This window comes from Pelomonas nitida, from assembly GCF_043555975.1.
GTDB classification, from domain to species: domain Bacteria; phylum Pseudomonadota; class Gammaproteobacteria; order Burkholderiales; family Burkholderiaceae_C; genus Pelomonas; species Pelomonas nitida.
Window position 1 is genome coordinate 135,183 of record NZ_JBIGIA010000011.1, and the last position, 13,179, is coordinate 148,361.

Genomic DNA, 13,179 nt, shown 5'->3' on the forward strand with positions numbered 1-13,179 from the left:
TACCACAAAAAATGGAACGAGATTCCATTTATGCAAGAGGCAGCATGAGCAGAGCGATTTCTTTGAAGCACACGCTGAGCTACGGCAGTGCGAACCTGTTGGGCAGCGGTGCCCTGGCCATCGCGGGGGCCTGGCTGCTGTACTTCTATACGACGTTCTGCGGGCTGACCATCGTCGAGGCGAGCGCGATCTTCTCGGTGGCCAGCATCCTGGACGCCATCAGCAACCCCGTCATGGGGTACATCAGCGACAACTTCTACAACACGCGGCTGGGGCGGCGGTTCGGGCGGCGGCGCTTCTTCATCCTGCTGGGCATTCCGCTGGTGCTGCTGTACCCGCTGATGTGGATCGAGGGCTTCGGGTTCTGGTACTACCTCGGCATGTACGCGCTGTTCGAGCTGGTCTACACGTCCATCATGGTGCCGTACGAGACGCTCGCGACCGAGATGACGACGGACTTCGCCGTGCGCTCCAAGCTGACGGGCTCCAAGGCCATGTTCGGCAAGGCGGCCAATTTCCTGGCGGCGTTCATCCCGGCCCAGCTGTTCCTGGTCTACAGCAAGGACTCGCCGACGCCCTTCCTGCTGATGGGCATCATCTACGCCGTCATCATGTGCGCGGCCATGACGGCGCTGTACCTGTCGTCCTGGGAGCGGGCGCCGCACGAGGTGGCTCAGGAGCGCGCGGGCAGCCTGCTGCAGGCGCTCAAAAAGCTGGGCGCGGACATGCTGTCCACCTTCCACCTGAAGATCTTCCGCAAGCACCTGGGCATGTATCTGCTCGGGTTCGGCGCGGAGTGGCTGTTCGCGTCCATCTTCACGTACTTCATCGTGTTCGTGATGGGGCAGGACAAGTCGGTCGTCGGCTACCTCAACAGCTTCAGCTCGGTGATGCAGTTGATCTCGACGATGCTGTTCATCGGCATCTGCATCAAGTTCGGTTTCGCGCGGCCTTACCGCATCGCGCTGCTGGTGGTCTGCGGCAGCGTGCTGGCCTACACGGCGCTGTACTACCTGGGTTGGTCCAAGCAGACGACGGCCATCGCGCTGTTCGCCATCACGGCCGTGTTCGGCCTGGGCACCGGCGGCGTCTACTACATCCCCTGGACGGTCTACACCTTCCTGGCCGACGTCGACGAGGTGCTGACCGGCCGCCGCCGCGAAGGCATCTACGCCGGCGCGATGACCTTCGCCGGCAAGATCACCCGCTCGGTCATCGTGTTCGCGATGGGCTGGTTGCTGGGCGAGTTCGGCTTCGCCTCGGGCCAGGCCACACAGCCGGCCTCGGCGATCGACGCCATCATCGGCATCTTCACGCTGGGCGTCATCGGCCTGGGCCTGGGCGGCATCTACTACACGACGCAGATGAAGCTGGACCGCAAGAACCACGCGATCCTGCTGGCCGAGATCGCCCGCATCAAGGCGGGCGGCCGCATCGCCGACGCCCCGGCCGAGGCCCGCGCCGTGGCCGAGGAGCTGACGGGCTGGGCCTATGAGCAGTGCTGGGGCAACAACAAGCTGGCGTTGAAGGACAGCGGCCAGCCGGTTCAGGCTTGACCTCCCGATCCGGGCGGGGGGCGTAGCACGGCGCGCAGGGCGACTCATGGGACGCACGGTCGGACTTGCGCTTCGCTCGCACCGGGGCTGATACGGCGGGCGAGTGCCGATGCCCATGTCGGCGCCGGCGAGGTGGGTTGTTTATCAGCGTTGCTGATGGCGACGATTTCAACTCGCGATTGGACGAATAAGTGGCGCCTCGTGATCATGACGGCACTTTCAACAAAGCCGTTTCACGACCATGCACGCCATCCATTGGCCCGAGGGCTACGTCCCGGGCTTCACCGACAACTTCTGCTCCAACGAGGTCATCGTGGCCGGCCTGACGGCCGCCGAGGTGTGGCCGTTCCTGGCAACGCCGTCGCACTGGCCTACGTATTACGCGAATTCGGCCAATGTCCGCTTCCACGGTGGCGGGCCGGTGCTGGCGGCGGGCGATCGCTTCTACTTCGAGACCTTCGGCTTCCCGGTCGAGGCGCAGTGCAACGAATTCGTGCCTCCCGCCGACGGCCAGCCCGGCCGCGTGGCATGGCATGGCTGGGCCGGCGAGCCCGGCGCCGATGACCGGCTGGACGTGCATCACGCGTGGCTGGTCGAGGACTTGTCCGGTGGCCGCGTGCGCATCTTCACGCAGGAGACGCAGCAAGGTCGGCCGGCGGCCGAACTGGCGCGCGCCAAGCCCAACCCCATGATCAACGGCCACCAGGACTGGCTGGACGGGCTCGTGGCCGCAACGCGGCAGGCCAAGGGGAGCTGAGCGATGGGTTCGGTCTTCAAGAGAGTCGGCTGCGCGAGCTGGGGGCCCGCTACGAGAAGGGGCCGGACTTTCAGCCCTTTGCGTTGCGCGACGGGCAACTGGTGACCGGGCGGAACCCTGCCTCCTCGGAGGCGGCGGCGCGTCTGACTCTGCAGGCCCTGCGCGGCCAATGAGCGCCGGGCGCCGCATGCGCGCCCGCGTATCCATCCTTCATCTCGAATCTCGACGTTTGCATGTCTTCTCTCTTTTCATCGTTCACGCTCAAGAGCACGACGCTGCGCAATCGCATCGCCATCCCGCCCATGTGCCAGTACAGCGCCGTCGACGGCGTGGCCAATGACTGGCACCAGGTTCATTACGCGGCGCTGGCGCGCGGCGGTGCGGGGCTGGTGATCGTCGAGGCGACCGGCGTGTCGCCCGAAGGCCGCATCACGCCGGCCTGCCTGGGTCTCTGGAATGACGCGCAGGCCGCCAGCCTGCAGCGCGTGGCGGCCGGCATCAAGGCCGGTGGCGCCGTGCCGGGCATCCAGATCGGTCACGCCGGCCGCAAGGCCAGTGCCAACCGCCCCTGGGAGGGTGATGACCACATCCCCGCTTCCGACCCGCGCGGCTGGACGCCGCTGGCGCCGTCGGCCCTGGCCTTCGGCGAGACGCTGAACCGGACGCCCCAGGCCATGAGCCTGGAGGACATCGCCCGTGTGCAGGCGGATTTCGTGGCTGCTGCGAGGCGGGCCCTGGCGGCGGGCTTTGAGTGGCTCGAACTGCATTTCGCCCACGGCTACCTGGCGCAGAGCTTCTTCTCGCCGCACAGCAATCGGCGCGACGACGGGTACGGCGGCGACTTCGAAGGCCGAGCCCGCTTCCTGCTCGAGACGGTGGCTGCCGTGCGCGCCGTCTGGCCCGAGCACCTGCCGCTGACGGCACGGTTCGGCGTCATCGAGTTCGATGGCCGTGATGAAGCCACCTTGCAGGAGTCCATCGAGGCGGTGTGCCGCATGCGCGATGCCGGCCTGGACCTGCTCAACGTCAGCATGAACTTCGTCATCCCCAACACGGCGGTGCCCTGGGCCACTCCCGGCTTCATGGCGCCGATCGCCGAGCGCGTGCGGCGCGAGGCGGGCCTGCCGGTGGCGTCGAGCTGGTGCCTGGACGACCCGCAGACGGCCCAGCGCGTCATCGTCGAGGAACAGATGGACCTGGTGATGATCGGGCGCGCTCATCTGGCCAACCCGCATTACCCGCGCGAGCTCGCCCATGCGCTGGGCGTGGACCGCCCGGACTGGGTGCTGCCCGCCCCTTATGCCCATTGGCTGTCGCGCTACCGTGGCCCGGGCAGTGCCTCGGCCCAGTGAGCGGGCGAGGCGCGGCGTCAACCGTGGGGCGCTGCGTGCGAGCGCGGTCGGCCGTCAGCGCCGCGCCGGGCCGGCCGGCTCCGGGCGCGCGCAAGCGTCGACCAGCAGCTGCCGCAACCAGCGGTGGCCGGCATCGCCATGGGTGCGGCCGTGCCAGGCCAGCAGCTTCGTGAAGCCGGCCACCGGCAGCGGTGGCGCCTTGACGCACAGCCCCTGTGGGTCGTCGATCAGGCGCTCGGGCACCAGCGCCACGAGGTCGGTCGATCGGATCAGATCCAGCAGCATCACGAAACTGGGCACGGACATGACGACCCGGCGCTGGCGCCCCACCAGCGCCAGCGCAGCATCTGTCGCTCCGGTGAAGCCGCCGCCCTGCAGTGACACGATGCCGTGGTCCTGGGCGCAGAAGTCATCCAGCGACCAGTCCGCCAGCGCGGCGCAGGGGTGGGAGGCGCGCATCGCGGCGACGTAGCGCTCGTCGAACAGGCGCCGGGCGTGCAGCTCGGGGGGCGTGCTCTCCGGCGTCAGCAGCGCGAGGTCTAGCTCGCCACGTTCCATGCGCTCCAGCACCGTCGCCTCGTCCAGCGGGCGCACCGCCACCTTGATGCCCGGCGCCTGCGCGCGCAGCGCGACGACGAAGGGCGTGACCACCGCTCGCAGCGCGTAGTCCGTGGCGGCCACCGTGACGGTGAAGGCGGCTGTCGCGGGGGTGAATTCGTCCGGCAGCAACAGCTGATCGGCCTCGGCCAGGATGCGATGGATGGGCTCGGCCAGCCCTTGCGCCTTGAGCGTCGGCGTGATGCCACGCTGGCTGCGGATGAACAACGGGTCGTCGAATGCTGCACGCAGCCGGTTGAGCATGCCGCTGACGGCGGGCTGGCTCAGCGCCATGCGGGTGGCCGCGCGGGTCACGTTGCGCTCCAGCATCAGGGCCTCGAAAGCGCGCAGCAGGTTCAGGTCGAGATGCCGGGGCAGCGCGGCAGGCCGCCGGGCAGCGGCCGGCGACCGGTTTGCGTCATCGGCCGCCGACTCGGCACTTCGGTCGATCGCTGGGGCGCTGTCGGCAGGTCTTGGCATGGCGGATCGGGGCGGCATCGTCAAGTAGAACGCATGAACGGCGCGCGCGGCTAGCGGCTGCCATCAGCGCCGCTGCACGCCCGGTAGCCGACCGTCGCGCAGCGCCGCGATGAGCCCGTCGCACGCGGCCTCGACGAGATCCAGCACGTCCTCGAACCCCGCCTCGCCGCCGTAATAAGGGTCCGGCACATGCGGGTTGCCGGCCTGCGGCGCGTAGCGCATCAGCAGCTTCAGGCGGTCCCGCCGTGCGGGCGGGCACAGGCGGGCGGCGTGGGCGAGGTTGTCGTCGTCCATGCCTAGCACGAGGTCGAAGCGTTCGAAGTCACGTGCCTGCAGTTGGCGGGCGCGCAGCGGGCTCAGGTCGTAGCCGCGCTTCAACGCATGCTCCTGGCTGCGCTCATCGGGTGGCGCACCGACGTGGTAGCCGTGCGTGCCGGCGGAGTCCACCTCGACGTCGAGGCCGGCAGCGGCCAGCTTGGCGCGCATGACGCCCTCGGCCGTCGGGCTGCGGCAGATGTTGCCCATGCAGAAGAACAGGATGCGGGGGGCAGGCATGGTGGCGCTCACAGCAGCAGGAAGGCGGCCGCCGCCAGCGCCGTGGGCCCCAGCGCGCCCAGCAGCAGGCCGCCTGCGCCGATGGACTCGTCCTCGAAGCCGCGCTTGAGCAGCGCCACGCCGGCCGGGTTGGGCGCGTTGGCGATGACGGTCAGCCCGCCGCCGGCCACGGCGCCGGCCACCAGCATGTACTGGGCATCCTGGGAGATGCCGGTGATCAGCGAGCCGAGGTAGGTCAACGCGGCGTTGTCGGTGACGGCCGTGAGGCCCAGGGCGCCGAAGAACAGCGCCAGCGGCTCCAGGCTGGAGACGATGGGCTGCAGCCACCAGGCCTGCATGCCGCCCAGCACCACCAGGCCGGCCAGGAAGAAGCCCACCAGCAGCGCTTCCTTCAGGATGAGCGGGCTCTGATGGCGCTCATAGGCCTGTGTGACCCCGAGGAACAGCAGGAACAGCCCGAGGAAGGCCACCGGGTGGTGGGCCAACAGCACGACCCCGGCCAGCAGCGCCAGGTGCACCAGCACCAGCGGCAGTGGGACGGGGGGCTCGGCCTGCGCCGCAGCGCCCGAAGGCGGGGTGGCGAGGTGCTTGCGCAGCAGCACGGTGGCCAGCGTGGCGTTGGCCACCACGGCCAGCGCGGCCTTCCAGCCGAAGTGGGTGAACATGAAGGCGCTGTCCCACTGCCAGGTGGCTGCCACCATCAGCACCGGCGGCGCGGCGTAGGAGGTCAGCGTGCCGCCGATGGAGACGTTGACGAACAGCACGCCCAGCGCAAAGTACTTGATGCGCTCCGGCACGTCGCGGCGGAACACCTGCGGCGCCAGCATCAGTGCTGCGATGGTCATGGCGGCTGGCTCGGTGATCACCGAGCCCAGCAGCGGCACGGCCGCCATGCCCAGCCATGCCCCGGCCAGCGCGGTGGGCAGGGGCAGCAGGCGGGCCGTCGTGTCCACCGCCCACACGACGGTGCGCAGCACCGGCCGCGACGCGGCCACCACCATGACGACGAAGACGAACAGCGGCTCGGTGTAGTTGCGCGATTCCGCGTAGGCCAGCGCCGGGCTGCCACCCTGCATCACGGCCATGGCCAGGATGAGGACGATGGCCCAGAACCCGAACACCACCTCCACCTCGCCGAGCAGGTGGAACAGGCCCGCATGGCGCGGGAAGCGGTGCGACAGGCGTTCGAACTGCTTGGCGGCGAAGGTGTGCGCGAGTGCCAGCCCGAACAGGGCGAGGGCGATGTGCTGGATGACGGCGTCGGACATGGCGTGCCTTTCTCAGGGGCTCTCGTGCGAGGCCCGCAGGTCATGCGCGAGGCGGCCCGACCATCGCAGAAGTCCTGCCGCCCCGAGACCCGGGCCGGCACCCGGCGCGCAGTGTAGCGACCGACGGCCGCAGGGCGCGTCAGAAGCGCAGATCGGCGCGCAGCGAGATGACGCGGAAGGTCTTGTTGTTGGACCAGCTCTCGGTGAGGCGATGGTTGGCCACGTCAATGCCCTCGGTCGACACGGAGGCATCGCGCGGGAACAGGTTGGCCATGGACAGCCGCCAGTTGATGCCGTCGCGCACGGCGCCGCTGGCCCAGGACAGGTAGGCGTCGAACTGGCGGCGCGCGGTTTCCTCGCGGCGCAGTGCCTCGGTTTGCTGCACGCGGCTGGCGGGCACGTAGTTGAAGTTGAAGCCGCTGCCGAAGTTCAGGCCCAGCGCCTTCCAGCGGTGGTCGATGCCGACATTCAGGCTGCCTTTGGGCTGCTGGTCCAGCCGGTTGTTGCTGCCGGGAATGCCCTTGACCTCGCTCTTGAACAGCGCCACGTTGAAGCGCAGCAGCATGAGCTGCAGCTCGGGTGGTGCCTCTTCCCACAGCTCGTCCAGCCGCGCCTTGACCTCGAACTCGAAGCCCATCGTGCGCGCGCCTTCCATGTTGCGCGGCCGGCTGACCCAGCGCGGCGACGTGTCCCAGCTCACGTTCTCCAGCAGCACCTGGCTGCGGATCAGGCTCTTGATGTCGCGCACGAAGGCGCTGCCCGACACGATGCCGCCGGTCGGCAGCCAGTGCTCCAGGCTCAGGTCCACACCGGTGGCCAGTTCGGGCTTGAGGTCGGGGTTGCCGGCGCGGTCGGCATCGGTCTGGCGGTTGGGGCCCTCGGGGTAGGTCGAGTTGATGCTGGGCCGGGCGACCAGGTCATTGAGGTTGGGCGAGCGGTAGCTGCGCGTCAGGCTCAGGCGCACCTGGTCCTTCGGCAAGGCCTCGGGCTTCCACAGCAGGTGGAACAGCGGCGAGGTGACCTGCGAGACGTTGCGCGTCTCGGGCAGCGTGCCGGCGGCGTCCGCGCGTGTCTCGATGCGCTCGTAGCGGATGCCGGCGTAGACCGACCACTGCTTGGTCGGGCTCCACTCGTCCTGCGTGTAGGTGGCGAAGCGCTGGTTGCTGGAGCCCAGCGTGTTGCCGAACTTCACGAGGCCGGGGATGACCGCGCCGTTGACGGTGGTGTCGCGCAGCTGCAGGCGATCGCTGCGTTCGGTCTCCAGGCCCGTCACCCACTGGTGTTCCTGCGCGGTCTTCAGGCTCCACTTGCCGCTCAGCGTGGTCTGGTCCTCGGTGGCGCTGTTGTGATCGTCCTGCACGCGCTCGCTGGTGGCGCCGTTGGCGGTCTTGGTTTCGCGGCGCTCGCTGTTGCTGACGTTCTTGAAGCTGCCGCGGCCCACGCGGATGTCCCAGGTCTCGCCCACCTGCGGCCGGTAGCTGGCCGAGAGGTTCACGCGCACGTTGTGCATGTGGCCGTCGGAGTTGCCATGCACATCGCGCAGATAGTCGGACGTGACGGGTTGGTTGGTCAGCGGGTCCAGGCCGGTGGTGAAACCCTCGGCGATGTTCTGGCTGCTGCCCTTGTTCTGCGACAGCGCGAAGAACGGGGCGATGTTGAAGCTCAGCGTGTCGCTGTACTTCCAGCGCAGCCGGGCATTGCCGTTGAGGTTGGCGCTGCGGCCCATGCTGGTGCCGATCTGCGCGATGTCGTCGGTGACGTCGCCCGTGTCCGTGTCGGTGACGCGGTTGTGCGAGTCGATGTTGTTGAAGCGGCGGTGCACGCCGCCGTTGGTGGAGAGGGCGCCGGCCACGTCGTCGCCGTTGGGGCCGCCCCATTTGAGGTTGCGCGTCCAGCTGAAGTCGGCCTGCGGCTCGCCGCGGTCCTGGCCCAGCGTGACGCGCACCTCGTGGTTGGACTTCTGCAATGGCTCGCGCAGGATGATGTTGATCGTGCCGGCGATGGCCCGCGCGCCGGTCTCGGCGGTGGGGGCGCGGTAGATCTCGATGCGCTCGACCTGGTCGGGCGGCAGGTCTTCCACGGCGAAACCGGCCGGCGCACGCTCGCCGTCGACGAGGATCTGCGTGAAGCCGCTGCCCAGGCCGCGCATGCGGATGTCGCCACCGCGGCCGGCCCGGCCGCCGATGGTCACGCCCGGCAGGCGGCGCAGCACGTCACCCAGCACCGTGTCGCCATAACGGTCCAGGTCCTCGCGCTCGATGACGATCTTGCTGGCCGTGCTGTTGCGCCGGCGGCTGTTGGCGGTGGGGCCGCCACTCACTTCCACGCGCTCCAGGCGGTTGGGCACACCGCTGGCGGCCGGCGCCGGGGCGCTGGCCGCTGCGCCGGCGGACGCCGCCATGGCGGGCGGTTTGGGAGTGGGCCTGGCCGGTGGCGTCTGGGCCGTGGACACGGCGGCGATGCACAGCGCGGCCAGCGCGAGGAGGCGGCGGCTCATGGCCGCGCATTCTGCTGACGAGCGGTGACTTGCGCTCGCCAGAAACGCTCATTTACATGAGCGCAGCCGGGGTCAGAAGCGGTAGCCGACGCCCACGCCGACCAGCGTCGGGTCCACCTTGAACTTGCCGGCCGAAGCGCCGTTGGAGTAGATGGTGGTGTCCAGCTTCACCTTCTTCACGTCGAAGTTCAGGTAGGTGTTCTTGGCGATCTCGATGTCGGCGCCGATCTGCAGGGCCAGGCCGTAGCTGTTGTGCTTGATGCCGGGCTTGAGTGCTGCCTGCACGGCAGGGGCGAACTCCACCGACGAGAAGTTGGTGTAGTTGACGCCGGCGCCGACATAGGGGCGGAAGGTGCCGGTGGGGTTGAAGTGGTACTGCAGCGTCAGCGTCGGCGGCAGGTGCTTCAGGGAGCCGATCTCGGTGCCGTTGGAAGAGATCGTCTGCTTCTGCGGATAGGTCAGGATCAGCTCGGCCGCGATGTTGGGCGAGAAGAAGTAGCTGAAGTCGACTTCCGGGAAGGTCTTGTTGTTGATCGACAGACCGAGGCCGGTGCTGTCCTTGTTGGCCGAGTCCAGGTGCAGTGCGCGCACGCGGACCATCAGCGGACCCTCATCGGCCTGGGCGGGTTGCAGGGCGAAGGCGACGGCGGCGATGGCGGCCAGACGGAGGGTGGTAGCGAACTTCATCAATGACTCCTGGTGACTGGGACGTGTCCCGATGTCGTCATTGAACGCTTCGTCAGCCCTCCGCCATTTGAGGCAACACAAAGTCGCGCCTGTCGTTGCGGCCGATCAGTGCTGCAACTTGTGTTGGATCAAGTTTGTGGGCCGAAGCCGAGGCGTTTGCACAACTCCAGCGTCAGTGCGCTCTGGTTGAGCGTATAGAAGTGGATGCCCGGCACGCCGCCGGCGATGAGGCGCTCGCACAGCCGCGTGACCACGTCCAGCCCGAAGGCGCGGATGCTGGCGGCGTCGTCCATGAAGCCCTCCATCTTCATCTGCACCCAGCGCGGGATCTCGATGCCGTCGCGCTGCGCGAACTGCGCGATGCGGCCGTAGTTGTGGAAGGGCATGATGCCCGGCACGATGGGTTGCGTGACGCCCAGGCGCCGGGCCTCGTCGACGAAGTGGAAGTAGGCGTCGGCGTTGAAGAAGAACTGCGTGATCGCACCGTCGGCGCCGGCGCGCATCTTGTCGGCGAAGTGCTGCAGGTCGCGCGCGGCGTAGCGCTGCTGCGGGTGCACCTCGGGGTAGGCGGCCACCTCGATGTGCCAGTCCTTCCCTTGCGTCTCGCGGATGAAGCTGACCAGCTCCGACGCGTAGCGGAACTCGCCGGCCGTGGCCGTGCCGCTGGGCAGGTCACCGCGAAGTGCCACGACGCGGTGGATGTTCTGCGCGCGGTAGGTGGCCAGGATCTCGGCGATGTTCTCGCGCGTGGAGCCCACGCAGCTGAGGTGCGGCGCGGCCTCGAAGCCGGCGCCGGCGATGTCCATCACGGCCGACAGCGTCTTGTCGCGCGTGGCGCCGCCGGCGCCGTAGGTGACGCTGAAGTACTGGGGCTTGAGCGCGCCCAGCTCCTGCACGACGGTCTTGAGCTTCTCGACGCCGACCGGCGTGTTGGGCGGGAAGAATTCGAAGGAGACAGACGTGTTCATCGGGACGCGTGTAGAAAGAATTCGCGATTGCCATCACCGCCGGTGATGGGGCTGTCGAAGTAGTCCAGCACCTTGAGCCCGAGCGCCGTGCAGGCCAGGCGCACGCGGGCTTCCAGGCGAGGGTAGTCGGCCTCGTCCTTGACGAGGCCGCGCTTGTCCAGCGCCTGCGGGCCGAGCTCGAACTGCGGCTTGATCAGCACCAGCAGGTGGCCGTGCGCCTCCAGCCAGGGCAGCAGCTCGGGCAGGCTGCCCACCATGGAGATGAAGCTGAGGTCGCCCACGATCAGCGCGAAGCCGCCCGTCGGCGCGTGAGCGCGCAGCGTGCCGTCGAGGTCACGCACGTGCAGGCCTTCCAGCGCGGTCACGCGCGCGTCGGCCTGCAGCCGCGCATGCAGCTGGCCGTGGCCCACGTCGATGCCGACGACATGCCGCGCACCGCGCGCCAGCAGGCAGTCGGTGAAGCCGCCGGTGCTCTGGCCCACGTCCAGCACCGTGTGGTGCGCCACGTCGAAACCCGTGTGCGCCAGCGCGCCTTCCAGCTTGAGCCCGCCGCGCGACACATAGCGCAGCTCCGCGTCGTCGGTGACGCGCAGCTGCGCCGTCTCGGGCAGGTCCTCGCCGGCCTTCTTCAGCGCGGCCCAGCCGCTGGGCGAGGCCCACTCGGCCGCGCCGTGGCTGATGAGCCGCTGGGCCACCGAGCGCGTGGGCGCCAGGCCTTGTGCGACGAGGAGCTGGTCAGCTCTCATGGACGTCAACGCTGCGCGAGCAGCGCACGAAACCTGCGGGACGAGCGCCGGGCCGCTCCCTAGCCGGCCCGCCTTGGGCGATGTGCTCGCGGCTCGACGCCGCGAGCATCGCCGTCCCCTCGGGGGCTGAGGCCGGACACAGGGCGTCCAGTGGACGCCCCGTGCCTGCCGAAGGGCTGAGGCGCAGGCCGAAGCGCGGTCTGCAAGACCGGCCAGGCACGCCTGCGTTCAGCAGGGCGAGAGTGGACGAGGGGCTCATCAATACCTGTAGGTGTCGGGCTTGTACGGGCCGGCCTTGGGCACGCCGATGTAGGCAGCCTGCTCCTCGGTCAGCTCGGTCAGCTGGGCGTTCAGCGTGGTCAGCTGCAGGCGGGCGACCTTTTCGTCCAGGTGCTTGGGCAGCACGTAGACCTTGCCGATGTCGTAGGCGTCCTTGTGGGCGAACAGCTCGATCTGGGCGATGGTCTGGTTGGCGAAGGACGAGCTCATCACATAGCTCGGGTGGCCCGTGCCGCAGCCCAGGTTCACGAGGCGGCCCTTGGCCAGCAGGATGATGCGCTTGCCCGGCTTGCCATCAACACTGGGGAAGATGACGTGGTCGACCTGCGGCTTGATCTCTTCCCACTGGTACTTCTCGAGCGACGCGACGTCGATCTCGTTGTCGAAGTGGCCGATGTTGCAGACGATGGCGTTGTTCTTCATCGCGGCCATGTGCTCGTGGCGGATGACGTTCTTGTTGCCGGTGGTCGTCACGAAGATGTCGGCCTTGTCGGCGGCGTATTCCATCGTCACGACGCGGTAGCCTTCCATCGCGGCCTGCAGCGCGCAGATCGGGTCGATCTCGGTCACCCACACTTGGGCCGACAGTGCGCGCAGTGCCTGGGCCGAGCCCTTGCCCACGTCGCCGTAGCCAGCAACCACGGCGATCTTGCCGGCCACCATCACGTCGGTGGCGCGCTTGATGCCGTCCACCAGCGATTCGCGGCAGCCGTAGAGGTTGTCGAACTTGCTTTTCGTGACCGAGTCGTTCACGTTGATGGCGCGGAACAGCAGCGTGCCCTTGGCCGACATTTCCTTCAGGCGGTGCACGCCGGTGGTGGTCTCTTCCGTCACGCCGATGATCTCGGCGCTCTTGCGGGTGTACCAGGTGCCGTCTTCAGCCACCTTCTTCTTGATGGCCGCGAACAGGATGCGCTCTTCCTCGCTGCCGGGGTTGGCCAGCACGGAGAGGTCTTTCTCGGCCTTCTGGCCCAGGTGCATCAGCAGCGTCGCGTCGCCGCCGTCGTCCAGGATCATGTTCGGGCCTTCGCCGGCCTCGCCCTTGCCGGCGAATTCGAAGATGCGGTGGGTGTAGTCCCAGTAGTCTTCCAGCGTCTCGCCCTTGTAGGCGAACACCGGCGTGCCCTTGACGGCCAGCGCGGCGGCGGCGTGGTCCTGCGTGGAGAAGATGTTGCACGAGGCCCAGCGCACTTCGGCGCCCAGTGCCTGCAGCGTCTCCACCAGCACGGCCGTCTGGATGGTCATGTGCAGCGAGCCGGTGATGCGCGCGCCCTTGAGCGGCTGCGAGGCGGCGTATTCACGCCGAATCGCCATCAGCGCCGGCATCTCGTGCTCGGCGATGTTGATTTCCTTGCGACCCCAGTCGGCCAGCGACAGGTCCTTGACGATGTGGGCGGGGAGGTTGGCGGTCATGACGGCTCCTTCGGGGAATGAAGC

11 protein-coding genes are annotated in these 13,179 nt (G+C 68.4%); 3 read left to right on the top strand and 8 right to left on the bottom strand.

Annotated features, from left to right (window positions below; translation table 11 throughout):
* Nucleotides 1-44 precede the first annotated feature (44 nt).
* The 3 genes from ACG00X_RS15445 (at nt 45) to ACG00X_RS15455 (ending at nt 3,665) form a co-directional block, all read left to right on the top strand.
* Entirely contained in the window at nt 45-1,556 is a 1,512-nt protein-coding gene (locus ACG00X_RS15445) for an MFS transporter (RefSeq protein ID WP_394489084.1), read from the top strand.
* Between the two features lie 241 nt (nt 1,557-1,797).
* Complete coding sequence (locus tag ACG00X_RS15450; RefSeq protein WP_394489085.1) at nt 1,798-2,313, top strand: SRPBCC family protein; 516 nt, start codon at nt 1,798-1,800, stop codon at nt 2,311-2,313.
* A gap of 233 nt (nt 2,314-2,546) precedes the next feature.
* Complete coding sequence (locus ACG00X_RS15455) at nt 2,547-3,665, top strand: NADH:flavin oxidoreductase/NADH oxidase (RefSeq protein WP_394489087.1); 1,119 nt, start codon at nt 2,547-2,549, stop codon at nt 3,663-3,665.
* 54 nt (nt 3,666-3,719) lie between these two features.
* On the opposite strand, the gene ACG00X_RS15460 is transcribed toward ACG00X_RS15455, so the two are convergent.
* From ACG00X_RS15460 to ahcY, 8 genes are all read right to left on the bottom strand, one after another.
* The gene (locus ACG00X_RS15460) at nt 3,720-4,742 is read right to left on the bottom strand and encodes a LysR family transcriptional regulator (RefSeq protein ID WP_394489088.1); all 1,023 of its coding nucleotides are present in this window, start codon (nt 4,740-4,742) and stop codon (nt 3,720-3,722) included.
* A 63-nt stretch (nt 4,743-4,805) separates the two neighbouring features.
* A complete protein-coding gene (locus ACG00X_RS15465; protein WP_394489089.1) occupies nt 4,806-5,297 on the bottom strand; it encodes a low molecular weight protein-tyrosine-phosphatase in 492 nt (163 codons plus the stop codon).
* Nucleotides 5,298-5,305: 8 nt separating this feature from the next.
* Nucleotides 5,306-6,565, bottom strand: a complete 1,260-nt coding sequence (locus ACG00X_RS15470) for a putative Na+/H+ antiporter (RefSeq protein WP_394489090.1) — start codon at nt 6,563-6,565, stop codon at nt 5,306-5,308.
* A 139-nt stretch (nt 6,566-6,704) separates the two neighbouring features.
* Nucleotides 6,705-9,062, bottom strand: a complete 2,358-nt coding sequence (locus tag ACG00X_RS15475) for a TonB-dependent receptor plug domain-containing protein (RefSeq protein ID WP_394489091.1) — start codon at nt 9,060-9,062, stop codon at nt 6,705-6,707.
* A gap of 72 nt (nt 9,063-9,134) precedes the next feature.
* Nucleotides 9,135-9,749: an OmpW/AlkL family protein gene (locus tag ACG00X_RS15480; RefSeq protein ID WP_394489092.1), complete on the bottom strand. Its 615-nt coding sequence runs from the start codon at nt 9,747-9,749 to the stop codon at nt 9,135-9,137.
* A 128-nt stretch (nt 9,750-9,877) separates the two neighbouring features.
* Nucleotides 9,878-10,717, bottom strand: coding sequence for a methylenetetrahydrofolate reductase [NAD(P)H] (gene metF, locus ACG00X_RS15485; RefSeq protein ID WP_394489093.1), 840 nt, complete (start codon nt 10,715-10,717; stop codon nt 9,878-9,880).
* Complete coding sequence (locus ACG00X_RS15490) at nt 10,714-11,463, bottom strand: TlyA family RNA methyltransferase (RefSeq protein WP_394489094.1); 750 nt, start codon at nt 11,461-11,463, stop codon at nt 10,714-10,716. The genes metF and ACG00X_RS15490 overlap by 4 nt, the downstream gene beginning before the upstream one ends.
* 258 nt (nt 11,464-11,721) lie before the next feature.
* The gene (ahcY, locus tag ACG00X_RS15495) at nt 11,722-13,155 is read right to left on the bottom strand and encodes an adenosylhomocysteinase (protein WP_394489095.1); all 1,434 of its coding nucleotides are present in this window, start codon (nt 13,153-13,155) and stop codon (nt 11,722-11,724) included.
* Nucleotides 13,156-13,179 lie beyond the last annotated feature (24 nt).